The 24941-nt window shown below is 65.9% G+C and carries 21 protein-coding genes and 3 pseudogenes; 19 read left to right on the forward strand and 5 right to left on the reverse strand.

The window, feature by feature from the left end; genetic code table 11:
- Nucleotides 1–2: 2 nt before the first annotated feature.
- Nucleotides 3–1019 (reverse strand): diacylglycerol kinase family protein, encoded by a 1017-nt coding sequence (locus EET13_RS07170; protein WP_122441626.1) that lies wholly within the window; start codon nt 1017–1019, stop codon nt 3–5.
- A gap of 474 nt (nt 1020–1493) precedes the next feature.
- Between EET13_RS07170 and EET13_RS07175 the strand changes: the two genes are divergently transcribed.
- The 9 genes and pseudogenes from EET13_RS07175 to EET13_RS07215 all read left to right on the forward strand — a co-directional run bounded on the left by EET13_RS07175 (nt 1494) and on the right by EET13_RS07215 (nt 7476).
- Nucleotides 1494–2372: an oxidoreductase gene (locus EET13_RS07175; protein ID WP_122441627.1), complete on the forward strand. Its 879-nt coding sequence runs from the start codon at nt 1494–1496 to the stop codon at nt 2370–2372.
- Between the two features lie 150 nt (nt 2373–2522).
- Nucleotides 2523–3476, forward strand: coding sequence for a DMT family transporter (locus EET13_RS07180; protein WP_122441628.1), 954 nt, complete (start codon nt 2523–2525; stop codon nt 3474–3476).
- Nucleotides 3394–4386 carry a hypothetical protein gene (locus EET13_RS07185; RefSeq protein ID WP_136623128.1) on the forward strand — a complete coding sequence of 331 codons (993 nt, stop codon included), beginning with the start codon at nt 3394–3396 and terminating at the stop codon, nt 4384–4386. Before EET13_RS07180 ends, EET13_RS07185 begins: the two co-directional genes overlap by 83 nt.
- Nucleotides 4338–4481 (forward strand): LuxR C-terminal-related transcriptional regulator, encoded by a 144-nt coding sequence (locus EET13_RS07190; protein ID WP_122441630.1) that lies wholly within the window; start codon nt 4338–4340, stop codon nt 4479–4481. Before EET13_RS07185 ends, EET13_RS07190 begins: the two co-directional genes overlap by 49 nt.
- 137 nt (nt 4482–4618) lie before the next feature.
- A pseudogene (locus EET13_RS07195) lies at nt 4619–4959 on the forward strand (citrate/2-methylcitrate synthase); the annotation flags it as partial.
- Nucleotides 4960–5314: 355 nt separating this feature from the next.
- The gene (locus EET13_RS07200) at nt 5315–5845 is read left to right on the forward strand and encodes a DUF5994 family protein (protein WP_244603808.1); all 531 of its coding nucleotides are present in this window, start codon (nt 5315–5317) and stop codon (nt 5843–5845) included.
- A 124-nt stretch (nt 5846–5969) separates the two neighbouring features.
- Nucleotides 5970–6203, forward strand: coding sequence for a hypothetical protein (locus EET13_RS07205; protein WP_122441647.1), 234 nt, complete (start codon nt 5970–5972; stop codon nt 6201–6203).
- Between the two features lie 103 nt (nt 6204–6306).
- Nucleotides 6307–7035: a DUF2652 domain-containing protein gene (locus tag EET13_RS07210; RefSeq protein ID WP_122441631.1), complete on the forward strand. Its 729-nt coding sequence runs from the start codon at nt 6307–6309 to the stop codon at nt 7033–7035.
- A 63-nt stretch (nt 7036–7098) separates the two neighbouring features.
- A complete protein-coding gene (locus EET13_RS07215; protein WP_122441632.1) occupies nt 7099–7476 on the forward strand; it encodes a nuclear transport factor 2 family protein in 378 nt (125 codons plus the stop codon).
- Between the two features lie 30 nt (nt 7477–7506).
- On the opposite strand, the gene EET13_RS07220 is transcribed toward EET13_RS07215, so the two are convergent.
- Nucleotides 7507–8862 carry a flavin monoamine oxidase family protein gene (locus EET13_RS07220; protein WP_244603809.1) on the reverse strand — a complete coding sequence of 452 codons (1356 nt, stop codon included), beginning with the start codon at nt 8860–8862 and terminating at the stop codon, nt 7507–7509.
- Nucleotides 8863–9022: 160 nt separating this feature from the next.
- Here EET13_RS07220 and EET13_RS07225 point away from each other — a divergent pair, with 160 nt between their 5' ends.
- Nucleotides 9023–9985, forward strand: coding sequence for an alpha/beta fold hydrolase (locus tag EET13_RS07225; protein ID WP_211186375.1), 963 nt, complete (start codon nt 9023–9025; stop codon nt 9983–9985).
- On the opposite strand, the gene EET13_RS07230 is transcribed toward EET13_RS07225, so the two are convergent.
- From EET13_RS07230 to EET13_RS07240, 3 genes are all read right to left on the reverse strand, one after another.
- Complete coding sequence (locus tag EET13_RS07230) at nt 9980–11326, reverse strand: flavin monoamine oxidase family protein (protein ID WP_122441633.1); 1347 nt, start codon at nt 11324–11326, stop codon at nt 9980–9982. The genes EET13_RS07225 and EET13_RS07230 overlap by 6 nt on opposite strands.
- Nucleotides 11327–11399: 73 nt before the next feature.
- Nucleotides 11400–12515, reverse strand: coding sequence for an Rv3169 family protein (locus EET13_RS07235; RefSeq protein ID WP_122441634.1), 1116 nt, complete (start codon nt 12513–12515; stop codon nt 11400–11402).
- Nucleotides 12515–13651, reverse strand: coding sequence for a phosphotransferase family protein (locus EET13_RS07240; RefSeq protein WP_122441635.1), 1137 nt, complete (start codon nt 13649–13651; stop codon nt 12515–12517). The genes EET13_RS07235 and EET13_RS07240 overlap by 1 nt, the downstream gene beginning before the upstream one ends.
- A gap of 43 nt (nt 13652–13694) precedes the next feature.
- On the opposite strand from EET13_RS07240, the gene EET13_RS07245 reads away from it, so the two are divergent.
- The 9 genes and pseudogenes from EET13_RS07245 to EET13_RS07285 form a co-directional block, all read left to right on the forward strand.
- Nucleotides 13695–14297 carry a TetR/AcrR family transcriptional regulator gene (locus EET13_RS07245; RefSeq protein WP_122441636.1) on the forward strand — a complete coding sequence of 201 codons (603 nt, stop codon included), beginning with the start codon at nt 13695–13697 and terminating at the stop codon, nt 14295–14297.
- A pseudogene (locus EET13_RS07250) lies at nt 14294–15146 on the forward strand (SDR family NAD(P)-dependent oxidoreductase). The gene EET13_RS07245 and the pseudogene EET13_RS07250 overlap by 4 nt, the downstream one beginning before the upstream one ends.
- A 40-nt stretch (nt 15147–15186) precedes the next feature.
- Complete coding sequence (locus EET13_RS07255) at nt 15187–16146, forward strand: DUF4129 domain-containing protein (protein WP_122441637.1); 960 nt, start codon at nt 15187–15189, stop codon at nt 16144–16146.
- Nucleotides 16143–16625 carry a hypothetical protein gene (locus EET13_RS07260; RefSeq protein WP_122441638.1) on the forward strand — a complete coding sequence of 161 codons (483 nt, stop codon included), beginning with the start codon at nt 16143–16145 and terminating at the stop codon, nt 16623–16625. Before EET13_RS07255 ends, EET13_RS07260 begins: the two co-directional genes overlap by 4 nt.
- A gap of 27 nt (nt 16626–16652) precedes the next feature.
- Entirely contained in the window at nt 16653–17630 is a 978-nt protein-coding gene (locus EET13_RS07265; protein WP_122441650.1) for an AAA family ATPase, read from the forward strand.
- Nucleotides 17614–18891: a DUF58 domain-containing protein gene (locus EET13_RS07270; RefSeq protein WP_122441639.1), complete on the forward strand. Its 1278-nt coding sequence runs from the start codon at nt 17614–17616 to the stop codon at nt 18889–18891. Before EET13_RS07265 ends, EET13_RS07270 begins: the two co-directional genes overlap by 17 nt.
- A 1-nt stretch (nt 18892) precedes the next feature.
- The gene (locus EET13_RS07275) at nt 18893–19330 is read left to right on the forward strand and encodes a hypothetical protein (RefSeq protein WP_122441640.1); all 438 of its coding nucleotides are present in this window, start codon (nt 18893–18895) and stop codon (nt 19328–19330) included.
- Between the two features lie 196 nt (nt 19331–19526).
- Nucleotides 19527–21395 (forward strand): PPE family protein, encoded by a 1869-nt coding sequence (locus EET13_RS07280; protein ID WP_122441641.1) that lies wholly within the window; start codon nt 19527–19529, stop codon nt 21393–21395.
- 369 nt (nt 21396–21764) lie between these two features.
- Nucleotides 21765–24650: pseudogene (locus tag EET13_RS07285) on the forward strand (PPE domain-containing protein); the annotation flags it as partial.
- Nucleotides 24651–24941 lie beyond the last annotated feature (291 nt).

Genomic DNA, 24941 nt, shown 5'->3' on the forward strand with positions numbered 1-24941 from the left:
CGTCACCAAGGCAGCAGCTGACGCGCGGGCCTTACCTGGGCTACCCGGATACGCGGCCCGGCGCAGGCCACAAGCCTGACGACGCCCACAAAACGCTCGCCGTCGATGATCGGCGACAGCGGCTCCTCCTCGGCCTCGATGATCATCTCTTGGCCGTTGACGTCACGTACCCGGTCGCCGCGGATGCTGCCGTAGGTCAGCCCCGACGGAAGCTGCGCGACGATCCTGGAAGGCCTTGTCTCCCCGGCCTGGAATTGCAGCGCCCCGGGCTCGGCGGCCTTCGGGAAGAGCCGGAACGGGCCGCCGATGCGCAAATCGATCGAGCCGGCGTGCAGCAGCCGATGCGTCCGGGTCGGCACCTCTTCGCCGTCAATGACGACGCGAGCGTGGGTCGGAGCGAACAGGTGGGCCGCCCAGTTGGGCCTGTTCATGCGGCCGGGGGCAACCTTCGAAGTCACGTAATCGCCGAACGTGCGCCCGATCACCCGGGCGACGGCGGCCCGGCCGTGATCGGGGTTGGCGTAGTACTTGTCATAAAACTTGTTGCCGACACCTCCGGCGGCCAGCCCGAAGCAGATGCGATGGAAAGGAGCGCCGTCGGCGATTTCACCGGCCAGTTCGAGGGTGTCGAGGCGCAATTCGGGCGGCGGCCGGTCCCGCTCGGCAGCAGCCGCCAGCGCACGGACAATCACATCGGCCCGCCCGCGTACCCCCGCCTTGCGCGCGACGGCGTTGACGCTGCCACCATTGGTGGGCACGAACGCCGGCCAGCGTCCCGGATCGGTCACACACTGCCGGGTTTCATTGATCAGCCAGTGCAGCGCTCCGTCTCCGCCGTCGCCCACCAGATGGGTAACCCGCGGATAGAGCTGCTGCAGGGTCGTGCGCAGCTCGTCGACCGACGCCGTCTCGTGCACCTCGCCCCACCCGCCGACGATGCGACGCAACTCGGCGCCGCGATCACCCGACGCAGCGAGGTTCTTGCGTGCTTTCGGGTTGACGATGACTCCCAGATACATCCGCGGATCACCCGCCCGACGACGCAGATCTGGCCGGCCCGCGACGGCTCCGGCGCAGGGGCGAGGCGGATACGTCGCGTCCCATTCGGTTACTCCTCGGCAACACCGGCGGTGCCCACGTGCGGTTACGCGGACCACTCGGGACGATACCCAGCCGGGCGAGTTTTCAATCCGCGGATGTCGTGCCCGTCCGGGTCGGCGCGCGGGCCGGTGGCCACATCAGCCGCGGCCGGCCGTGCGCCGCAAACTACTTGCCAGACATCGGGCCTTACCATGTCAGGGGGTGTGCGGGTTCGTCGGTCGCGGTTCCAAAGCGTAAAAGCATGACAACGACGGGGTGGGACGGAAGGATGCCTGATCGGTTTGGTGGGGTACTGGCGGGCGCCGCGGCGCTCGCGTCGTACTGGCTGAAAACTCCGGGCGAGCCACGCGGACCGAGCGTGCCCGGGGAGGCCTGCCGTCCGCGGGCCTGCCATGGCTGAGTGGACCGCAGCGAGTCTGCCGTCGTTCGTCGGGCGCACCGTCATAGTCACCGGCGCCAACAGCGGGCTGGGTGAGGTGACCGCCCGCGCGCTGGCCCGGGTGGGTGCCCACGTCATCCTGGCGGTGCGCGACACCGCCAAGGGCGAGGCCGCCGCCCGGCGGCTGGCCGACGCGGGCACTCGCGCCGAGGTGCGTCGGGTCGACCTGCAGGATTTGTCCTCGGTGCGCGACTTCGCCGACGACATCGACAAAGTCGATGTCCTGGTGAACAACGCGGGCATCATGGCCGCCAAGTACAGCCGCACCGTCGACGGCTTCGAGGGCCACATGGCCACCAATCACCTCGGTCACTTCGCGTTGACCAACCTGCTGCTGCCCAAGCTCACCGATCGGGTGGTGACGGTGTCCTCATTGCTGCACAACATCGGCTACATCAGCCTCAGCGACCTCAACTGGCAGTCCCGGCGGTATTCGGCGTGGCTGGCCTACGGCCAGTCGAAGCTGGCGAACCTGCTGTTCACCAGCCAGTTGCAGCGGCGCCTGGATAACGTCGGCTCCTCGGTGCGCGCGCTGGCCGCCCATCCGGGCTGGTCGCACACGAACCTGCAGGGCAATTCCGGGCGCAAGTTGGTCGACGCGGCGGTCTTGGCCGTGGACCGCATCGTGTCGACCGATGCCGACTTCGGTGCGCGCCAGACGTTGTATGCGATATCGCAGGATCTTCCGGGCAACACCTTCGTGGGCCCGCGATTCGGCCTGTATGGCCGCACCCAGCCTACCTGGCGCAACTGGCCTGCCAAGCGCGCCAGCACCGCGGTCGCACTCTGGGAGCTGTCCGAACGGCTCACCGGTGCCAAATTCCCGCTGTGAGCTGACGGTGCGCGAGTGTGCAAGTCAGCGAAGCGGTTTCGGCGCTGCCGCCGTTGCCCACCTGCGGGCATAGTCGACTCAATGCAAACGAAACGTGAATAGTGGGTATACGTGCGGCCGCGGGCCGGATGTCGGCGAGGAGGTCGCCCCATGTCGAATACGGATATCGCCGGGTTTCTCGCATTGTGCGCCGCGCTGGCAGCCGCGATCGGCAGTGTGATCCGCCAGCGGTCCGCCCAGGAGATCACCGACCAACCCGTCGGCTACCTGGCGCTGTTCGGCATGTTGTTGCGCGACGCCCGCTGGTGGCTGGGCGCTCTGGGCGACATCGCCAGTTATTGTCTGCTCGCTGCGGCCCTCGACAAGGGCTCGGTGATGCTGGTGACGGCGCTGCAGGTGACGGTGCTGCTATTCGCGCTGCCCCTCTATGCACGGTTGGCCCATCATCGGATAACCCGGCGGGAGTGGCTGGCGGCGGTGCTGCTGGCTGCGGCGTTGGCCACCGTCATCACCGTCGGGGACCCCGCGGCCGGCCACTCGCGGGGCTCGCTGCAAGCCTGGATCGTGGTGGCCGTGGTGATGGGTCCGGCCCTGGCATTGTCTGTGCTGGGCGCCCGGATCTGGGCGGATCGTCCGGCCGCGCCGGTGCTGCTGGCGGTGGTGTCGGGTTCGTCGCTGGCGCTGTTCGCGGTGCTCACCAAGGGCATTGTCGACGTGCTCGAACATGGCGGCGGGGACCTGTTGCGCACACCCGAGTTGTACGGCTGGGTGCTTGCCGCACTGGGCGGGATGATCTTTCAGCAGTCGGCGTTTCGAGCCGGCGCCCTGACCGCCTCGTTGCCGACGCTGACGGTGGCCAAACCGGTGGTGGCCTCGGTGCTCGGGGTTACCGTGCTCGGCGAGACGCTGGAGGCCGACGGTCCGGAGGCGCTGTTGCTGGTGGCCGCGGCGGTGGTGGTGATCATCGCGACGGTGAGCTTGGCGCGCGGTGAGGCCGCCACCATGGCGGCCGGCGCGGGCCGTGATGTCGCCACCGCAGACCGGCCCACGCGACGCGGTGATTGCCGCCGAACGCGCATACGCCCTGGCGGTCCGGTCGTTTGACGCCGCCCACATGCGGTTCGTCATCGCCGATGCTCACCTGGAGGCACTTCTGCTCGCCAGCCGGATACCCGAGGCGGGTTTCCTGGCCGAGGGCTTGCGCCGGGAAGCCGCCACTTTGTCGGGCGCCGCAATGGTATTCAGTAACGCGTTGGCTGGTCGGACCGCCCTCACCGCTGGACACCTTCAAGAAGCCGACGCGCTGCTGCAACCGGCCGTCGATCTGCTGATCGCTGTCGGAGAAAGTAACGGCTTCGGCCACCGGTACCGGCTGCCGACCATCGTCTCGCTGGCGATCCAGGCGCGTTACGACAACGCCGCCGCCGCGCTTGCCGTGCTTGCGCGATGCCGCCATCCGAGCTGGCGCAATCTGGACTATGAATATGAGCTCGCGCAGGCGTGGGTTGCCGCCTGCCAGGAGGCGGTGAGTCAGGCAGTCGGCATCGCCTTGGCGTCGGCCGAAATGTGCTGCGTCAATGGGCAATTCGCCGCAGAAGCGCTGTTTGCAGACCGCTGTACAGTTCGGCGACAGCGGCTGCGCAGCCCGCCTGCAGGAGCTGCAGTTGCTCGTGGAGGGCGATCGCATCGCTCTGGCGGCGCGGTTCGCCGCCGCCTTTCACGCGGCGACGGGGCCGCGCTGGCTGCCGTATCAGAGCAATACGAGCAAATCGGCGATCTGGTCGCTGCGGTCGAGGCCGCCTCGCATGCGGCGAGGGTGTATCGCCGCGACGAGCTGCGAGGATCGGCGTTGACGTGTGGAGCCCGCGCCGCCGCACTGGCGAACAGTGCGACGGCGCAAGCACTCCGGCGCTGCAGCAGGCCGGGCAGCGGTTGCCACTCACCGAACGCGGGCACGAGATCGCGATGCTGCTCGCGCTGGGGTTATCCGGCCGCGCGGTTGCGCAGCGGCTGACCCTGTCTCTTCGTACGGTCGAGGGGCATATCCATCGTGCGATGCGCAAAACTGGCGTGACGAACCGCGACGAACTCGCAGCATTGCTGCGCTAAGAGCGATCGCACCGATGAGGCCGTATCCGGGCGGCTGACCAATCGCCATCGGGCAGCATCGGACAATTCGGGTAGCGCGCTCTGGACCGTGGTCGGATGCCTGCACGAAATCGATTGGGACGCTGATGTCTTGGCGTCACTATAAGAACGGCGACTCCGGGGTGTCGACCATCAAGCGGGCGCTGATGCGGGTGGCCGCTGCCCGAGATGGTCAGAGCTGGCTCGACATCTACCACGCCCCTGGATCGCGACATGTTCGCCCGCGACGGGGATCCGGCCGAATCTGGACTTTCCCACCGGCCCCGCATATCGCCTGATGGATTTCGATATCGCATGTTTCACAACGAGATTCGTGATGAGCCGGATCATCGGATGGACCGCTCATGTCATGGAGCAAGCCGGATCCAACGCGTTGATCCATCCGCCCAGCGCCTCCGTCGGACCGTCGCAACGGTCGCTCACGGCGTTCGACAGGTAGCGCACCGGTGGGGTAGGCGGGCGTGACGGGCGCGGGAAGCCGGACGTCCGGGCGGTCATGGGATCGCTCATCTCGGTGCGGTCTGCGCCTCCGGGGGTGTAGTGTCCGTGGTGAGGTTTTCTTTCGTAGCCAGCTCCGATCTCGGGTTCGCGACCGCGTCGCAAAGCAACGGTCTGTGACTGGCTTCGTTTGTCGATCCCCACACGCGTGTGCCGGGTCAGGCCGAAGTGAAGGGATCGTCTATGGATCATCGCGAGTTGTGTTGGGGTCGACTGGTGGTGGCGACGATGTCGCTGGAGCACGGCCGCATCACGCCGGTGGTTTCCGTCGGGACGATGCCGGCAATGTCGGCGCCATGAACCGAGTCGTGGGCGGGCGACGCCTGGCCAGCCCCGTGCGGGTTGCACTGGCGACGGAGCTGGGTGCGCCACTGGACGGGGCGTGGTGGCCCCACACTGCCTCGATAGCGCGCGAACTTCCCGAGCTGGTTGATGCCCTGCGCACGCGTTTGGGCAAGATCACCGCGATCACCGTCAACTGGTCCCCGCTCGAGAGCTCACCGGATCTCGATGCGCTCAACCGCCCGGCACCCGGCGGTGTGGCTGTGGGCGACCGGCTTGTCGGCCACCAGCGGCTGATGCGGATCACGGGTAGCCAGGCCTCGGCGAATCTGCTGGTGGTCCCGTGTCGAACGTCGGCTGCTCTGGCCAAGTTGGTGTTGCGCCGATGCGCGGGCTTGCCCGCCATCTGTGAGGAGCGCGACACCCAGGAATTCCAGACCAGCGACGACATCGTGCGCGCCGCTCGGGCCGAAAGCGCACTGTGCGGCCGGCTCGGCCGTGACGATGACGTCCCCCACGCCGCTTCGGCCGATATGCAGGCCTGATCGGCCGTGGGTGCCTTGCCGACAATGCAACGCTGTTCAGCAGCAACGCTTTTGGGTCTCATGCTCGGCGCGGGACCGCGCTTTGGATGCGTCGCGCCGACGCTCGTAAGAAAGGATGTATGACATGGCCGTACAGAACTGGTGGGACGCACCCGAAATTCATCCGTCGGAGATTCGGGTCGGTGACGTCATCGGCACCGTGCGCCCGACCCACGTTCCCTTCAAGGTCAAGCTGATCAGCGAGCCGAACAGAAGCCCCAAGCAGTGGACGTTTTTCGGCCGCGATGACGCCGGCTTGGACTACGTGAGCACCTTCGGGGAGGGTGAATTGGTCCGCAGGTACACCAAGGCATCCTGACGGCCCGGGGACGGGCGCTGGCCGCGGCGCCGGGGCGATTGCGCCCGGCCGCCTACCGGCCAGCATCGACGAGGTGGGATCGGACCACTAAAATCCCGAGTTCATGGCCGTTAGGCGCGCCGTGTTACTCATCGCCGACATCGGTGGATACACGCACTACATGAGTTGGAATCGCTTGCATCTGGTCCACGCGCAGCGGACGGTGGCCGAGTTGCTCGAGGCGGTCATCGACGCCGGCAAAGGTCTCAAGCTGGCCAAGCTCGAGGGCGATGCCGCATTCTTCTGGGCGCCCGGGGGTAACGCGAAAGTCATTGTCTGCGAACGGATAGCAACAATGCGACAAGCGTTCCTGGCGCGGCGGGAACGGCTGAAGAAGGATATCGCCTGCGACTGTCGAAGCTGTTCGCAGATCGACAACCTGTGGCTGAAGTTCGTCACCCACGAGGGCGAAGTCGCCGAGCAGAAGGTCAAGCGGCGGGTCGAACTCGCCGGCGTCGACGTGATCCTGGTGCACCGGATGCTGAAAAACTTGGTGCCGGTGTCGGAGTACGTCCTGATGACCGATGTGGTGGCCGGATGTCTTGACGAGTCGACACGGATGCTCGCGATCGCGCTGACCCACGATTTCGAGGGAATTGGTCAGACGGCGACGTACTATATCGATCTCGCCACGTGCCAGGTGCGGCCGGTGGTGGCCGAACGCGGCTTCTTGGGGCGGCTCTCGGCGAAGCTGGGTTTCGGGACGAAGGCGTTGCCGTTCCTGCTGGGAGCTAAGGAGCCCTGTGCACAGTTCCACAACCTGGATCGCGGCGCACAAGAGCTGCCGGCCTGAACGCTGGTCCGCCCAATGGCCGCGCGGCTAAAGGCTCACTGATGGTTCGGCTACGATCGGCCGGTGTCGGTGGCCCTGCTTCGCGAGATGTTCGACCGTGTGGTCGTGGCCAAAAACGCCGATCTCATCGAGGGCTACTACGACCCCGACTTCGTCATGTACTCCGACGGGCTGGCCCAGGACTTCGCCGAATTCCGTGACAGCCACCGCACTGTCTATGCCACCGACATCAGCTACGCGGTCGAATACGACGAGCAGGCGTGGGTGGCCGCCGCCGACAAGGTCGCCGGACGGCTATGGATTACCACGTCTCGCCCGGGCGAGCCGCCGACCCGTATTGAAGTGGTGCTGATCGCGGCGTACCGCCACGGCCGCATCCATCGGATCTGGGAGACGACGTGGCCGAGCTGGCGCAGCGTGGCGGCGCTGGAAGGGTACTGATCGCCCGTATCGGCAACCGCACCCGCACGCCTACCCCAGCCGGCGCATCAATTCGGCCGCAGCGTGTCGTCCACTGAGCAGGGCGCCGTGCACGGTGGCGGGGTTGTCCTCACCGACGGCCTCACCGGCGAGATAAAGCCGGTCGCCGATCGGTTCCTGCAGCCGGCGGCGATCGTCAAGACCGGAGCCCGGCGCGTGGAACGAATACGAGCCACGCGCATAGGGATCGGCGGTCCAGCTCGACGATTTCACGTCGACGATCGCGGCGTCATCGCCGAACAACTGCCGGGCGATGGGCAGTGCGCCGGCGATCAACTCTTCGGGCGCCGACGACTCCGCGTACCGGCCGCGGCGACCGGCGTTGAACGCCAGCACGATCGGCCCGGCGGCGGCCGGCAACGTCAACCACTGTGCCCACATCCCGGTGTCGGCGCCCAGGAATTGGTAAAACGCGTTTTCCAGGCCCCAGCTCCGCTGCGCGAAGCGGAAGTAACTCTTGGACAGTACGCCAAACCCCAAGGCCCGCAACGAGTGTACGTGTGCGTCCGGAAGCGGTGGGTCGAAGGTTATCGCGCCGGCTTGCAGCACCCCGAGCGGAACGGTGAGGATCGCGGCGGGTCCTTCGAAGGATCGCTCACCCGTTCGTACGGTCACCGAGTTACCGTGCTGCACAATAGCTTTGACCGCCGTATTGAAGACGATGGGAAGCCCTTCGGCGAGTGAGTGCGGCACGGCGTCGTATCCGCTGGTAATGACCACCTGCGGCCCGCCATAATAGGTGCCCCGGTCGAACATCGTGGCCGAGAGCTGGTCTGCGTCGGCAGCGTACTCGTCTTCGATTTCGGTGTTGACGTAGTAGGCCAATTGGGCGCGCTGGCTATTGGACAACTCGTCTCGTTCGGCCTGGGCATTGACCGCGGCGCCCAGGCTGCCGCCGCCGACCTCGTCACGCGCCTGCGCCACCAGAGTGCGCCAGGTTTCCTCGTGATAGTCGAGCGGCTGTAGCCGAGGATCGATCACCAGCTTCGCCGCCTGGTTGTAGTCGGTCGGCGCGAGGTGCGCCTGTACTTTCCGGGCCAGCTCCACCAGCGGATTGTTCGTCGTGCCGTGAATCCATGAGGCACCCATTTCCAGCGGCGCGCCCCAGTCGCGGGTGGTATTGACCCGGCCGCCAACCCGATTGCGGGCTTCGATCACCCGTACCGGCCAGCCGGCGTCGGCAAGGCTGCGCGCGGCACCCAAACCCGCCATTCCGGCACCGATGACCAGCACCGCCGTGTTGTCCGGAGGCGCTGTCTTGGCACACGCGGCGACCCCGCCGCCCCCGACGGCGCAGGTCACACCCGCTGTTGCCGCCAAGAACGCCCGGCGGGACATCTGGGACACGCTGTCAGCGTCCCACACCGGGCCAACGCCGAAATGTCGGCTGGTCAGCGTCGTTACCAGATTGTGTTCACGCAAATGTGACCGGCCCCACATTACCGTCAGGTAAACTCGGCGCCATCCGGAGGGCGGCGACGAGGCCGCGTTCGAAGGGGGAGCGGCGATGAAGTCCACCCGTGGCAGTGTGCCGAACCAATTGCCCGATGCGTTGCCGCCCAGTCGCACCGTGACCGTTCGCGCCGCCGACGGGACCCCGCTGCACACCCAGGTCTTCGGGCCGCCCGACGGTTATCCGATCGTGTTGACCCATGGTTTCGTGTGCTCCATCCGGGTCTGGGCATATCAGATCGCGGAGCTGGCCACCGACTATCGGGTGATCGCTTTCGACCACCGCGGGCACGGTCGCAGCGGCATCCCGCGACGTGACAGTTACACCCTCAAACACCTTGCCTCCGACCTAGATTCGGTGCTGGATGCGACGCTTGCGCCGCACGAGCGCGCGCTGATCGCCGGACATTCGATGGGCGGGATCACCATCTCGGCCTGGTCGGAACGGTACCGCCACAAGGTACACCGGCGTGCCGACGCGGTTGCCCTGATCAACACCACTACCGGCGACCTGCTGAGCAAAGTGAAGTTGCTGTCGGTGCCACGGGAATTGGCGGCGGCACGCCTGGTGGCCGGCCGGGGCCTGATCAATGCGTTCGGGGGCTTCCGGGTTCCCGGCGCGGCGCGGATCCCGACCCAATTCATGGTGGCCATGATGGCCGTCGGGGCAGATGCCCATCCGAGTACTGCGCGGCTGGTCTACGAGCTTTTCGCCCAGACGTCACCGGCAGGGCGCGGCGGCTGCGCGCGGATGCTCGTGCAGGAACTGGGGCCGCGGCATATCAACCTCGACGGTTTGACGGTGCCGACCCTGGTGATTGGCAGCAAACGCGACCGGCTGACACCGATCAGCCAGTCGCGCAAAATCGCCAGTGCCGCACCCAATCTCGTCGATCTGGTGGAATTGCCGGGCGGCCACTGCTCGATGCTGGAACAGCACCACGAGGTGAACCGTCAGTTGCGTACCCTCGCCGAATCGGTCGCGCGGGATTCCACCGTCCGGCGGATCAGCTCATAGCAGTGCGGAGACTTCGGTGGCCGCGCGCCGACCGGATCTGACGGCGCCCTCGAGATAGCCGGTCCATTCATCCGCGGTTTCCGTGCCCGCCCAGTGAATCGGCCCAACCGGTTCGCGCAGCAGCCGGCCGTATTTGGTCCAGGAACCGGGCGGTACTGCGGCGGTGGGACCGCCCGGGGCGAATTGTTCACTGCCCCAACGGTAATCAGTGTAGTCAAGAGGCTTGAGAGCCTCGTCGCCGAATAGCGACGCGAAACAGCGCAGCGTCTCGCGGCGCCGCTGCTCGGTGGGCAGCGAATCGAATGTGCGGGCGTCGACGAAACCCATCAGAATGCCCGGCCCGTCGTCGTGCGGGCTGACGTCGAAGGTGATGAACACCGGGCCGTTGTCCGACAACGCCTGGCCGGACAATCCGTTGGCTCGCCAGAACGGCGTCGAATACGCGGCGTAGGCCTTGCTCAACCGGCCCTGCGGCCAATGCCGGGCCAGTTCCGGGTATTCCGGCGGCAGCGGGGGATTGAACTCGATGGCCGCGCGGTGGGCGGGCGGGATCGCCACGATGACGAACCCGGCCTCGGCCTGTCCCTGATCTGAGCTGACCGTCACACCGGCACCGTGGCGGTCGATGCGACGCACCGGCGCGTCGAGCACCACACGGCTTCCCAGCTCCGCCGCCGTCAGGTCGGCGATTTGCTGGGTACCGCCCGCGAATCGATCCTGCTGGGCGCCGTTTTCGACGTCGAGGAGGCGGTCCAGACCACCGGCCGCGCGCACGTAGCGGGTCGCGTGCAGCATCGACACGTCTTCGGGCTCGCAGCCCCAGGTCACCCGGGCCATGATGGCCATCAAGTCGTGCGACGACGCGGTGGCGCGCACCGCACGCAACCACTGATCCAGTGACACGCCGTCAAGTTCGCGAGCTCGCCGCGCATCCCAGGGCGCCGAAATCGGCACGTTACGGGCCAGCCGCTCGAATTGCCAGCGCAACCGCGCGATGTCGAGCAGTCCGGCCAGCGAAAGCCTCGGGATGGTGCCGCTGTACGGTCGCACCGTTCCCCGCCAATGGATCACGTTCTTGCCGTGGTGGTAGGTCGGGATGGTCGGCACTCGCAGCTCGTCGGCAAGAGCCAGGAGTTCGTTCTGCGTGGGGCCGACGAACGTGCCGCCCATATCCGCCGGCAGTCCGGCGACATTGCCGGTGAGGGAGCGCCCGCCCACCCGGTCACGGCCCTCGAAGACCAGCACGTCATGGCCCTGACCGGCCAGCTCGCGAGCTGCCGCCAGTCCGGCGAAGCCGGCGCCCACTATGACCACGTCGACAATCCAGCGTGGGTTTGTCACGCCCTCCAGTGAACCGTATCGGCGGATACTTAGGGAGAATTTGTGGCTGCCGGGATCGCCGTCGGGTCGCTGCTCAGGGTGCAACCGACAGCCAGTCGGCAAAACCCGACGGGTCATGACGTCCCAGCGCGCCATGCTCGAACAGGCCCCAACCCTCGGCCGGTTCGGCAGTGCCGTCGCGGCACAGCGCGCGGCCGACGTGGTCGATGACGCCGAAACCGGATCGCGCGATGATCGCCGGGTCGGTCATGTCGTAGGTCAGCCGCTCGACGAATTTCGCGCCCTTCCACATGCCGTGCAGCCAATCCGAATCGCCGCCGTAGCCGCCGCCCACGTGGATGGGCACCGGCAGTTTGGACTCCACGTCGAAATGCATCGGGCGGCCGTCGGGCGCGGTCGCGTCGATGGTTGCCCCGGTAGGGATACGCGTGCCCGCACGGTAGTGGATCCTGACACGCGGCCAGCCCAACTGCTCGACCCGGCCGTCGCGCCAGATCCTGGTGCAGTCGTTGAGCGAGCGAAATCCGTCGGGCTGCTCCTGGATGATCAGCACGACCGCGAAATCGTCGAACGCCATCGGCAGGTACAGCCACCACATGCCCTCGAACGGCGGATCAGCCGGCCGGCCGGCAGGTTCGGGCTCACCGATGGGCCGGATACCCCAGGACCGATCACGGCTGCCGATCCAGGTAGCGGGGTCCACCGTGATCTCCTCGCCGTCGATCACAATCCGGCCGTGCCAGCTGCCCAGCTGGGCAAACCGTTGCGCGTTCAGTGTCACCCGGTTGCCGGAGCGTAGGATGTGCGGCTGTTCCTGCACGACGTCGAACAGCCCATCCCAGGTGAGATCGGCTGCAATGCCTTCGGTTTCGTCGAGCACCAGGCGCAGCCTGCGCAGCGGCTCGACGACCTCGATGCGGTAGCTGTTGACGTGCTGGTGCAACCGGTTCTGGTCGATGGCGTCGGAAAGGTGTACCGCGGTTTGGATGTCGCCGCGCCTGATCAGCAGGAACGCGTCCTTTACTCCCAGGTTGGGGTAGTAGCCGATACCGCTGATCACAAAGATGTTTCCGGTGCGGTCGTGGGCGTTGAAGTAGGAACGGTCGTAGAAGTTGCGGTCGGAGGAACCCGGCCAGGCGATCGGCTGGGGCAGCTGGTGTACCGGATATTCGTCGAGTGGCCCGAGCATCAGTCGCCCTCTCCGATCAAACGCCTCATCAAAGCGGCGTGGTAGAACAGCAATTCCACGTCGGCGGGTTTGTCGATCTCGCCGAAGTGAATGCGCCGCGCGCTGGTCCGCATGAACACACACGCCCACATGACTCCGGAATACACGTAAAACCAGTGCAGATCTTCAAGTTCCGCGCCGGTCAGCCGTTGATAGGTGGCGCGTACGTCGTCCTCGCGCATCACCTCGGGCAGTCCCGGCAGCGTCGCCAGCGCGGCCAGCTCTTGAAAGACCAGGTGCGCGTAGATCATCCACGCGACGTCGAGCTCGCGCGGACCCAACGTGACCATTTCCCAGTCCAGCACCGCCACCGGCCGGAAGTCGCGGTACAAAACGTTGCCCACCCGGGCGTCGCCCCATAGCAGCACCGGCTCGCGCGCAGCCGCTGCATGCGGCCAGTTGTCGTCGAGCCAGTCGAATGTTCGCTCCAGCAATGGCGAGCGGCCGATGCCGGGCACCGCGAAGTCGTACCACGCGCGGACCCAGTTGAAATGCCGGCGCAGTGCGGTATCGCCGGGGAAATCCTTGGCGAGGAATCCAAAGGTGTTCTGCACGTTAGGGATCGAATGTAGCTTGGTCAGCACCGCGACCGTTGTGTCCTGTAGTTCGCGCTGGCTCTCGGCTGGCGCGTCGGCGAACCAGTTGTTGCCGAAGGTGTAGGGCATCACGTCGGGCGGCACCACGCCCTCGACGTAATCCATCAGGAAGAACGGAGTTCCGAGCACCTGCCCGGTGGGCTCGAGCCAGCGCACGTTTGGAACCGGGACATCGGTCAGCTCGCCGACCCGCCGTATCACGTCAAATTGGTGATCGAGTCGATAGGTGGGGAATACCGGTACGTCCGCGGCGGCGGGGGCCACCCGGACCACGAATTTGTGCGCACTGGGTTGACCATCCTCATGCCAACGCGCGGTCACGATGATGGTTTCCGACGACATGCCCGTGGAGTCCACGCCGCTTTCGACGCTCACCTCGGGTGCGGCGCCGCTCGGCAGCACCGTCGACAGCCATTGCGACATCACCGCGGGCAAGGTGGTGGTGTCCCTACTCGAACGCTGCAGGCGCTCGATGTCCCCGATCGCCGGTTCGTTGGCCACAGGTCTTCCTTCGCGCTGCAATTACGATACGGTAGGTAGCGTTATGAAAGCAGACCCGTCCTTCATTGACAAGGCCCCGGGCGCCGGGCGGCCCCGGGACCCGCGCATCGATTCAGCGATCCTAGCGGCCACCGCGGAACTGCTTGTGCAGATCGGTTATTCGAACCTGAGCCTGGCCGCCGTCGCCGAGCGTGCCGGGACCACGAAATCGGCGTTGTACCGGCGTTGGTCGAGCAAGGCCGAGCTGGTTCACGAGGCCGCGTTCCCGGCAGCGCCCACCGCGCTGGAGGCTCCAGCCGGCAATATCGCCGTGGACATCGCGATGATGCTCGCCGCCACCCGTGACGTGTTCACCACCCCGGTGGTACGGGCCGCTCTACCCGGCCTGGTGGCCGACATGACCGCCGATGCGGAGCTCAACGCGCGGGTGATGTCGCGCTTCGCTGACCTGTTCGGCGCTGTCCGACTGCGGTTGCAGGAGGCCGTCGATCGCGGTGAGGCGCATCCCGATGTCGACCCGAACCGGTTGATCGAATTGATCGGGGGAGCCACCATGCTGCGGATGCTGCTGCGCCCGGACGAAAAGCTCGACGATACGTGGGTCGATCAGACCGCCGCCATCCTGGTGCACGGGGTGACGCGGTGACGCGGCGGCTGGCCGGCCGCAGCGCGGTGGTGACTGGCGCCAGCCGCGGATTGGGCCGTGCGGCTGCCGGGGACCATCGGTGAAACCGTGGCCGATATCGAGGCGGCCGGCGGACGTGCGATCGCGGTGCGGGCCGACCTGACCGAGCACGACGACGTCGCCCGGCTGGTGACCCAAGCGCGAGATGCGTTGGGGCCGATCATGATCCTGGTCAACAATGCGGCGTTCACTGCGCCCGGTCGCCCGCCGATACCGGGCGCGCAGCCCCGCGCCAAGCCGCCCAGGCCGACCGACGGCAAACCCGGCTGGCCCGGTTTCCTCAGTATCCCGTTGGCGGCCTATCGCCGTCACTTCGACCTTTCGCTGCCTACGAGTTGATGCAATTCGCCTGTCCCGACATGATCGCGGCGGGCCGCGGCTGGGTCGTCAACATCACCTCGGTGGCCTCCCGGTTACCCGGTGAGGGGCCCTATCCGGATCGCAGTGGCGGGTGCTGCCCGGATACGGCGGAGCAAGGCGACGCTCGAGCATCTCACCCAATACGCAGCCTTCGATCTCGCCGGCCATAACATCGCGGTCAACGCGCTGGCGCCGTCGAAACCCATCCTCACTCCGGGGCTGGCCTACTATGCCCGGGAATTCGCCGACACCGCCCCGGCCGATGAATTTGCCAGGGCGGCAGTGGAATTGGCACTCGTTGATGCGGCGGTGGTAACCGGTCGCACGTTCGGCCACCGCGAGGTTCTCGACGGCAGCTTCCGGGCGTTCCGGGGGAATCCGGAGAGAGTAGCCGGGGAGCAGCAACTTCGACCGCTTGTGGCGACACGGGTCTTTGACGTGCCAGTATGAAGAAATCCCAGGCCGCAGCGGCGGCAGGCAGGTGTGCCAGATGCCCGGTATCGACAAGCCGACAGGACGCGTTGTCGCCCTGCTCCTGCTGTTGATCCTGGTCGCTGCTGCCTTGCGCGGCTATCTGCCGGCTGCCGACGGCGGTTCCCACTCGGAGCCGGGTAGCGGCCGGGCGGCGCTGACGTTCGTGATCGTCGCCCTGAGCGCGAGTGTCGCGCTGATGGCGTTCGCGATGATCGCGCGATTGCGTGATCCACGCGCGGAGGCGCCTGGTGCGGGGAACCTGTCCGAGATGCTCGGCGGCGGCAAGGGAAGGCCGAGTTGGCGGGTGCTGCTCATCGGGCTGGGCGTGATCGTGGCCTGGCTGCTGGTCGCGACGCTACTCGCTCGCCTGGTCCTGCCGCAGGAAGTGGCTTCCTCGCTGCCCCCGGCGGATCAGAGCGCGCCACCGCCGGCGTCCCGCCCCGCGGCGCCGCCGAGGCAGTACTCGCCGGACAATCCCGGACACACCCTGGAGATCCTGCTCGCGTACACGGTTCCGCTGTTGATCATGATCGTCGTGGCGGCAGCCGTCATGGCTCGGCGGCGTTGGCGCGCCGCACCCCCGGCGAGCGTCTCCGCCGCCGACGTCGAGTTCCCGGGGCCGCCCGAGGGTCCGGAATTGCTGGCTCGCGCCGCCGAATTGGGATTGGCCGAGATGACCGATCAGGACCGCGATCCGCGGGAGGCGATCATCGCCTGCTACGCGGCCATGGAGCGCGAGCTCGCCGACGTTCCCGGCGCCGTTCCCCAGGCCTTCGACACACCCACCGAGGTGCTGGCCCGCGCCGTCGCGCACGGCGCCCTGCGTGCCGACAACGCCGGACAGCTGGTGAATCTGTTCGCCGAAGCGCGGTTCAGTCCGCACCTGATGAATGAGGGGCACCGCGAACTCGCGGTTCGGGTCCTGCGGCTGGTGCTCGACGAACTGGCGCTCCGCACCCAGCGGGCCGTCTTGTGAAAAAGCTTGTCGCGCTGGGTGTTTGCCTCATCGTTGGAGTCGAGCTGCTGGGGCTGATCGTGCCGGATCGCCGGTTCGTGCTCGCAGCCTCGGGTGTGGCGGTGGGTCTGGTGTTGCTCAATGTCCGCCGCGTCCTCGGCCACGGATCATCGCCGGCCACCGAGCCGTACCACGACGATCTCGGCGACGGATTGCGCCGCTGGCTGTCGAGCACCGAGACCACGATCCGGTGGTCGGAATCCACCCGGGCGGACTGGGACCGGCACTTGCGTCCGATGCTTGCGCGCCGGTACGAAATCGCGACCGGTCAACGGCTGGCCAAAGACCCGGCGGCGTTTCATGCCACCGGTCAGATGCTGTTCGGCGCCGAGTTGTGGGAGTGGGTCAACCCGAACAACGTCGTGCGCTCCGGTGAGCATCAGCCCGGTCCCGGCCGGGCGACGTTAGAGGCGATACTGCAAAAATTCGAGCTGGTATGACGCTGGTACGACGGATGTGACTTGATCATGATGATGCCGGTCGCGACGACCACGGCCCGCTGCGAGGCGGTGCTCGACGAAATCGAACGCGTGGTGGTGGGCAAGCGCGCCGCGCTCACGTTGATCCTCACCGCCGTTCTGGCCCGCGGCCATGTGCTCATCGAGGATCTGCCCGGTCTGGGTAAGACGCTGATCGCGCGCTCCTTCGCCGCCGCGCTAGGCCTGGAATTCAAGCGAGTGCAGTTCACGCCGGACCTGCTGCCGGCCGACCTGCTCGGCTCGACGATTTACGACATGCAGTCCGGCCGCTTCGAGTTTCGCCCCGGTCCGATTTTCACCAACCTGCTGATGGCCGACGAGATCAACCGCACGCCGCCCAAAACCCAGGCGGCATTGCTCGAGGCGATGGCCGAGGGCCAGGTCAGCATCGACGGCAAGACGCACAAGCTGCCTACACCGTTCATCGTGCTGGCCACCGACAACCCGATCGAATACGAGGGCACCTACCCGCTGCCCGAGGCGCAGTTGGATCGGTTCGCGATCCGCCTCGAGCTTCGCTACCTCTCCGAGCGGGACGAGACCGCGATGCTGCGCCGTCGTCTTGACCGCGGGTCGGCCGAACCGGCGGTGAACCAGGTCGTTGACCTGCACGACCTGCTGGCGATGCGGGAATCGGTCGAGCAGGTGACGGTCCACGAGGACGTCTTGCACTATGTGGTGTCGCTGGCCACCGCGACGCGAAATCATCCCCAGGTCGCGGTCGGTGCCAGTCCGCGAGCCGAACTCGACCTGGTTCAGCTCGCGCGGGCGCGCGCCCTGTTGCTCGGTCGCGACTATGTGATCCCCGAAGACGTCAAGGCGCTGGCCACCGCGTCGATTGCACACCGGATCACATTGCGCCCGGAGATGTGGGTGCGCAAGATCCAGGGCGTCGACGTGATCGCAGAACTGTTGCGGCGCTTGCCTGTTCCACGAACTGGTGGGACGAATGATCCAAACTCGTGACGCCGAATTGCGTTGGCGCGCTTCACCTCTGACGCTGGCGGTCGCTACCGGTGCCGCAGCGGCGCTGGCGGCCGCCGTCATCGCGGGTCGGTGGCAGCTGATCGCGTTTGCGGCGCCGTTGCTCGGGGTGCTGTGCTCAATCTATTGGCAGCCACCGGTTCCGGCTGTCCGGGTGCACGGCGAGCCTGAATCGCAGCGCTGCTTCGAGGATGAGCATGCCAACGTCAAGGTTTGGGCCACAACGGATTCCGACGGCCAGCCGAGTTCGGAACTGATCGATATCACGGTGTCGGCGCCTACCGGTATGCAGCTCGACGTTGTGGAATCGGATTGCCGTCCAGCCACAACGGTTTCCGTGTCGGCGCCGCGGTGGGGGCGTTACCCGATCCGGGCGCGGCTCGATGTGGTCGCGCGGGGCGGCTTGCTGACCGGGACGGCAACCGTCGACGCAGCCGAAATCGTGGTTTTCCCGCTGACACCGCCGCAGGCCACGGCAATCCCGCAGACCGAGTTGCTCGACCGCCTCGGCGCGCACCTCACCCGGTACATCGGCCCCGGCGTGGAATACGCAGATATTCGCCCCTACGTTCCGGGGGACCAGCTGCGTGCCGTCAACTGGGCGGTCAGCGCGCGGCGCGGCCGATTGCACGTCACGCAGCGGTTGACCGACCGCGCCGCCGACGTGGTCGTGCTCATCGACACCTACCGGCAGCCGCCGGGCCCGGCTACCGAGGCCACCGAGCGGATCGCGCGGGGCGCCGCTCAGGTGGTACAGACCGCCCTGCGAAACGGTGACCGCGCCGGGATCGTCGCGCTCGGAGGCAACCGCCCCCGGTGGCTCGGCGCCGACATCGGCCAGCGTCAGTTCTATCGAGTACTTGATACCGTGCTCGGCACCGGCGACGGGTTCGAAAAGACGACCGGGACATTGGCGCCGCGTGCCGCCGTTCCCGCAGGGGCCATCGTCATCGCGTTCTCCACCCTGCTCGACACCGAATTCGCTTTGGCGCTGATCGACTTACGCAAACGCGGCCATGTCGTGGTTGCCGTCGACGTTCTCGACGCCGCTCCGTTCGAGAGCGAACAGGATCCGCTGGTGGTGCGGCTGTGGGCGCTGCAGCGTTCTGCGATGTATCGCGACATGGCCACCGTCGGTGTCAACGTGTTGTCGTGGCCCGGGGATCGGCCGCTGGAGCAGTCGATGAGCACCTTGCCGGATCGTCGTCGTCGGGGGGGCGGACAGCTGGCGGGATGGCGCTGACATGAGCATTGCTGGCGGTCAGGTGAGCCGGGTCGGGTCCTTGTTGTTCGGTCTGCTGATGGTGGCTTCCGCCGTCGTCGGGTCGCACGGGCCCGCTGTTGCCGGCGGGGTTGCGGCCGCTCTTGCCGTGGCGGCGGGGATCGCGTTTCGGCCGGCGGCGACGATTGCTGTGCTGTTGTCGGTGTCAGTGCTGGTGATGTCGGACCCGTCGCAGGGGCTTGCCGCATTGTCGGGGTTGTGCGCGGCGGGCTACTTGGTGTGCCGGCACGGCGTCGGTCTCGTGGTGGTCAGTGTGCCGACGATCGTGTCCGCCGTGGGATTTGCTTTGGCCGGGTTGGTCGCGACGTCATTCCCGTTGCAGCTGCCGTGGCTGCCGTTGGTGGCGCCGGTGTCGGTGGTGGCGATCTATGTGTTGGCCACTCGCCCGTTCGTGGGCTGAGTGTCTGGCCGGTCGATGTTGCTGTTAGCAACAAGGGTCAACGACTTTGACGGAACTCCCACATTGATGCGGCGATTTTTCTAAAGTCTGCGATAACCGGTGTAGTGCCGTGCGCGGTCGCCCGAAGCTCGCGGGGAGGCCTGTCGCGCGGCCCGGGGAGGAATGCGGTGTGGCGACCGGACGAAAGGACTAGCTGATGAATTTTTTTGTCTTGCCCCCAGAGGTCAATTCGCTGCGGATGTTTACCGGTGCGGGGTCCGCGCCCATGCTGGCGGCGGCGGCGGCTTGGGATGGGTTGGCGGAGGAGTTGGGCGCGGCGGCACAGTCGTTCACGTCGGTGACTTCGGGGCTGGCGGGCCAGGCGTGGCAGGGGCCGGCGGCGGCGGCCATGGCCGCCGCGGCGGCTCCGTACGCGGGATTCTTGGAGGCGGCGTCGGCCCGGGCGGTGGGTGCCTGTGCTTCTGCCAAGGCGGTGGCGAGCGCGTTCGAGGCGGCGCGGTCGGCCATGGTTCATCCGCTGGAGGTTGCCGCGAACCGCAACGTGTTCGTGAAGCTGGTCTTGTCCAACGTGTTTGGTCAGAATGCGCCGTTGATTGCGGCTGCTGAGGGCCTCTACGAGGAGATGTGGGCCGCGGATGTTTCCGCGATGGTCGGGTATCACGGTGGGGCGGTGACGGCGGCATCGGCGTTGCAGTCGTGGCAACAGGCGTTGTCCGGGCTACCGGGCCTGGGTCAGGCGGCGGCGTCGGCCGTCGGCGCGGCGGCCGCGTCACCGGCTGCAGCGCCGTTCGGTATTGCGTTGTCCCACACGGGGCTTGGAAACACCGGCGACTGGAACGTCGGTGGCGGCAACATCGGATCGTTCAACCTGGGCAACGGGAACTTCGGCAGCCTCAACCTGGGCGGCGGAAACATCGGTAACCTCAACTCGGGCAACGGCAACTTCGGCTTTGCCAACCTGGGCAGCGGCAACATCGGCAACACCAACTTCGGCTGGGGTAACAGAGGCAATCTCAACGTCGGCAGCGGAAACTTCTTCGGTAACGGGAACTTCGGCTTCGGAAATTTCTTCAGCAGCGGAAACCTGGGCAGCGGAAACATATTTGGTTCCAACAACTTCGGGGATGCGAACCAGGGCGCCTTCAACATCGGTAGCGCCAACATTGGTTCTTCCAACATCGGCTTCGCCAACATCGGCGACAACAACTTCGGTTTCGGCAACCACGGCAACAACAACATCGGTTTCGGGCTCACCGGTGACAACCAGGTCGGCTTCGGCATGTTGAACGCGGGCCTCAACAACATGGGCTTCGGGAACACCGGCAACAACAACATCGGCTTTTTCAACTCCGGCGACGGCAATTTCGGCTTCTTCAACTCCGGAACCGGCAACTTCGGCTTCGCCAACTCGGGTGACACCAACACGGGCTTCTGGAATTCGGGCAGCACGAATACCGGCTTCGGCAACAGTGGCTCCATCAACTTTGGTTTCGGCAATGCGGGCTCTGCCAACATGGGCTTCGGGAACGCGGGCGCCGCCAACCTGGGTCTTGGTAATGCGGGCGACGACAATACCGGTGCGTTCAACGCCGACGCGTTGAATACCGGCTTCTTGAACTCGGGCAACCACAACACCGGCTTCGGCAATGCGGGTGACGTCAACACCGGACTGTTCAACTCGGGCGATCTCAACACCAGTGTCGGTAGTGCGATCACCCCCGCCGGCGCGACCTCGTCGGGCTTCGGCAACACCGGTACCAACGTCTCCGGCTTCTTCAACAACGGCAACGACACCTCCGGCTTCCAGAACCACGGAGACTCCAACTCGGGCTTCCAGAACACCGGCGACGGCCAGACCGGATTGTTCAACTCCGGCAATAACAACACCGGCATCGGCAACTCGGGCAGTTTTGTTTTCGGCATCGGAAACACGGCCGCACTTGGCTTCAGCTCGGGCCTGTTCCACTCGGGCCTTGGCAGCTCCGGTCTCGGCAACTCCGGTGACGGCAGCGCGGGCTTGTTCAACCAGGGCGACAACCAGGCGGGTATCCTCGGTCAGCCCTAACGGAACCGGTATCCGGTTTACGTTGCATCCGCCGGCGCCGCTGCGGCCCGAGTCAGCGTCCCGCCCTGCGCCGATCGGTCGAGTACGGACCGAAGCATGAAAGCTTTGGTGGCGCAACCCAACACGCATTGATGGCAGCTGCGGTGTGCATTGCTGTGCCGGTCGGCCAGCCGGGGCGCGGAATCGGTCTTAGATCGTCTTAGCTCGCGTCGATGTCCGCCGGCCGCGCGGCGGCCCGTTCCCGCCAACGGTCTGAACTTTCGTCCCGATGACTAGGGTCTGAAGGCCCTACTGGGCCGGAGGGGTTCGCGCGATGCTCGGTTTTCGCCGATCGGCCGGTGACGACCAGGCTTCGAAGGGACGGGCGCGATGAATTTTTCAGTCTTGCCTCCGGAGATCAATTCGTTGCGGATGTTTTCTGGTGCCGGTTCGACCCCGATGTTGCAGGCCGCGACGGCTTGGGACGGGTTGTCTGCGGAGTTGGGGTCTGCTGCGTCGTCGTTTTCCTCGGTGACGTTCGGGTTGGCGGGTCAGGCGTGGCAGGGTCCTGCAGCGCAGGCGATGGTGGCGGCTGCGGCTCCGTATGCGGGGTGGCTCAATGTCGCTGCCGCGCGGGCTGCTGGGGCAGCGGCCCAGGCCAACGCGGTGGCCAGTGTGTTCGAGGCCGCGCGGACGGCGATGGTGCGGCCGGTGGTGGTGGCGGCCAATCGCAACGAGTTCGTGCAGTTGGTGATGTCGAATCTGTTGGGGCAGAACGCGCCGGCGATTTCGGCGGCCGAGGCCGAGTATGAGGGGATGTGGGCGTCGGCGGTGGCCACGATGACTGGGTACCACAGTGGGGTGTCGGTCATCGCTGAGCAGTTGGCGTCGTGGCGGGGTGCGCTGCAAGGTGTGGCGGGTCAAGTGGACGGCGTGGTGTCGGCCAGCCCGGTGGCAGCTGCCGCGGCGTCGATCGTGCCGGCGATCAACACCGGCTTCGGCAACACCGGCGCCTGGAACCTGGGCATCGGAAACATCGGCAACTACAACCTGGGCAGCGGAAACCACGGTGACCTCAACTTCGGCAGCGGAAACGTCGGCAACGCCAACCTGGGCAGCGGAAACGTCGCCAACGGAAACCTGGGCAGCGCAAACAGAGGCTTCTTCAACCTGGGCAACGGGAATTTCGGCAGCCTCAATCTCGGTAACGGAAATCGCGGCGACCTCAACTTCGGTAGCGGCAACACCGGACCCGTCGATGGCAACAGAAACTTCGGGTTCGGAAACTGGGGCAACGCAAACCTGGGCAGCGGAAACCACTCCAGCAGCAACGTCGGCTTTGGAAACTGGGGACCCGAGAACGTGGGATCCGGCAACCACGGCTCCTACAACATCGGTGTCGGCAACTTCGGTAGCAAGAACCTCGGCTTCGGGAACCATGGCAACAACAACATCGGCTTCGGGCTCACCGGCGACAACCAAGTTGGCATCGGCGGGCTGAACTCGGGCATCGGCAACATCGGCTTCGGGAACTCGGGCAACAACAACATCGGGCTGTTCAACTCCGGTGACAACAATTTCGGCTTCTTCAACTCGGGCAGCGGTAATTTCGGATTTGCGAACTCCGGCAATATCAACACGGGTTTCTGGAACGCGGGCAACTGGAACACCGGCGCCGGCAACGGGGGCAACCTCGATTTCGGCTTCGGCAACGGGGGCATCAAGGACGTGGGCTTCGGCAACGGCGGGTCCGACAACATGGGATTCTTCAACTCGGGCGACTTCAACACCGGTGACTTCAACTCGGGCGGAGGCACATTCGGCATATCGGCTGGAAACACCGGCTCCTTCAACTCGAGCCCGAACAACACCGGCTTCTTCAACTCGGGTGCCACCAACACGGGCCTGTTCAATGCCGGCAGCGTGAACACGGGCTTCGGAAGCTCCATCGATCAACCCGGTTCGGTCTCGGGCTTCAACAACACCGGCACCGACGTATCGGGCTTCAACAACACCGGTCCCGCCACCTCGGGCTTCCAGAACACGAACACGGGCCTCGGCTTGAATTCGGGCATCGGCAACTCAGGCGACGGCGACGCGGGCTGGTTCAACTCCGGCAGCATCAACTCGGGCTGGTTCAACAAGGGCACCAACGATTTTGGCCTGGGCCACTCCGGTGAGCTGGTCTCGGGCATCGCCAATGCGGGTCTATTCAGCTCGGGGTTCTTCAACACCGGTGACAACCAGTCGGGCTTCTTACACGCGATCTTGCCGACGGCAGCCCTTCCGGCCTTGCCGCATCTGTCCGTGCCGGCGATCAGCATTCCGGGGATCAACACCGGCTTTGGGAGCACCGGCAGCTGGAATCTGGGCACGGGCAACATCGGTGATTTCAACCCCGGTAGCGGAAACACCGGTGACTTCAACGTCGGTAGCGGAAACACTGGTGACTTCAACGTCGGTAGCGGAAACGTCGGCAACGCCAATCTGGGCAGCGGAAACCGGGGCTTCTTCAACCTGGGTAGCGGCAACCTGGGCACCGCCAACTTCGGCATCGGCAACTTCGGCGATCTCAACCTGGGCTTCGGAAACCTCAACAACGGTAATGTCGGCTTCGGCAATTTCGGCGCCGGAAATGTAGGCAGCTCAAACCGGGGCAGCTTCAATTCCGGCGGGGGGAACTTCGGTAGCTCCAACGTGGGCAGTGGAAACCACGGCTCCCACAACCTGGGCTTCGGCAACCTAGGCAGCAACAATTTCGGTTTCGGCAACCACGGAAACAACAACATCGGCTTCGGGCTCACCGGAGACAACATGATCGGCATCGGCGGATTGAACGCCGGCACCAACAACATCGGCTTCGGGAACTCGGGTAACAACAACATTGGGTTCTTCAATTCCGGTGACAACAACGTCGGCTTCTTCAATTCGGGCAACGCTAACTACGGTTTCGCGAACTCCGGCAGCGTCGATACCGGTTTCTGGAACACGGGCAGCCATAACACGGGCTTCGGAAACGGCAGCGACGGCAACTTCGGATTCGGGAATGCCGGACGTTTCAATGTGGGGGTCGGCAACTCGGGACTGGACAACATGGGCTTCGGAAACTCGGGCACGCGAAACACCGGCAGCTTCAACAGCTTCGCCGGGGATGGGGTCAATACGGGCTCGTTCAACTCGGGCAACGAGAACACGGGCTGGTTCAACTCGGGAGACCTCAACACCGGGCTTTTCAATGCGGGCAGCGTGAACACGGGCGTCGGCAGCTCGATCGACCAACCCGGTACGGTGTCAGGCTTCGGCAACACGGGCACCAACATGTCGGGCTTCTACAACTCGGGCACCGATACCTCTGGCTTCCAGAACGCGACCGGCGGCGCCTACGTGTCCGGTGTCCAAAATACGGGTAATGGCGCGCTGGCGGGCTTCTTCAACGCCGGTGGCGTGTTCCCCGTGAATGAGTCCGGCTTGTTTTAGAGTCCTGTGGCCCGAGGTCGGGCTGGAAGGGACGATGAAACACATGGCTGGTCGTAAGCGGCATTCCGCGGAGGACATCGTGCGCAAGTT

Origin of the sequence: Mycobacterium attenuatum, assembly GCF_900566085.1 — a bacterium.
GTDB lineage: Bacteria > Actinomycetota > Actinomycetes > Mycobacteriales > Mycobacteriaceae > Mycobacterium > Mycobacterium attenuatum.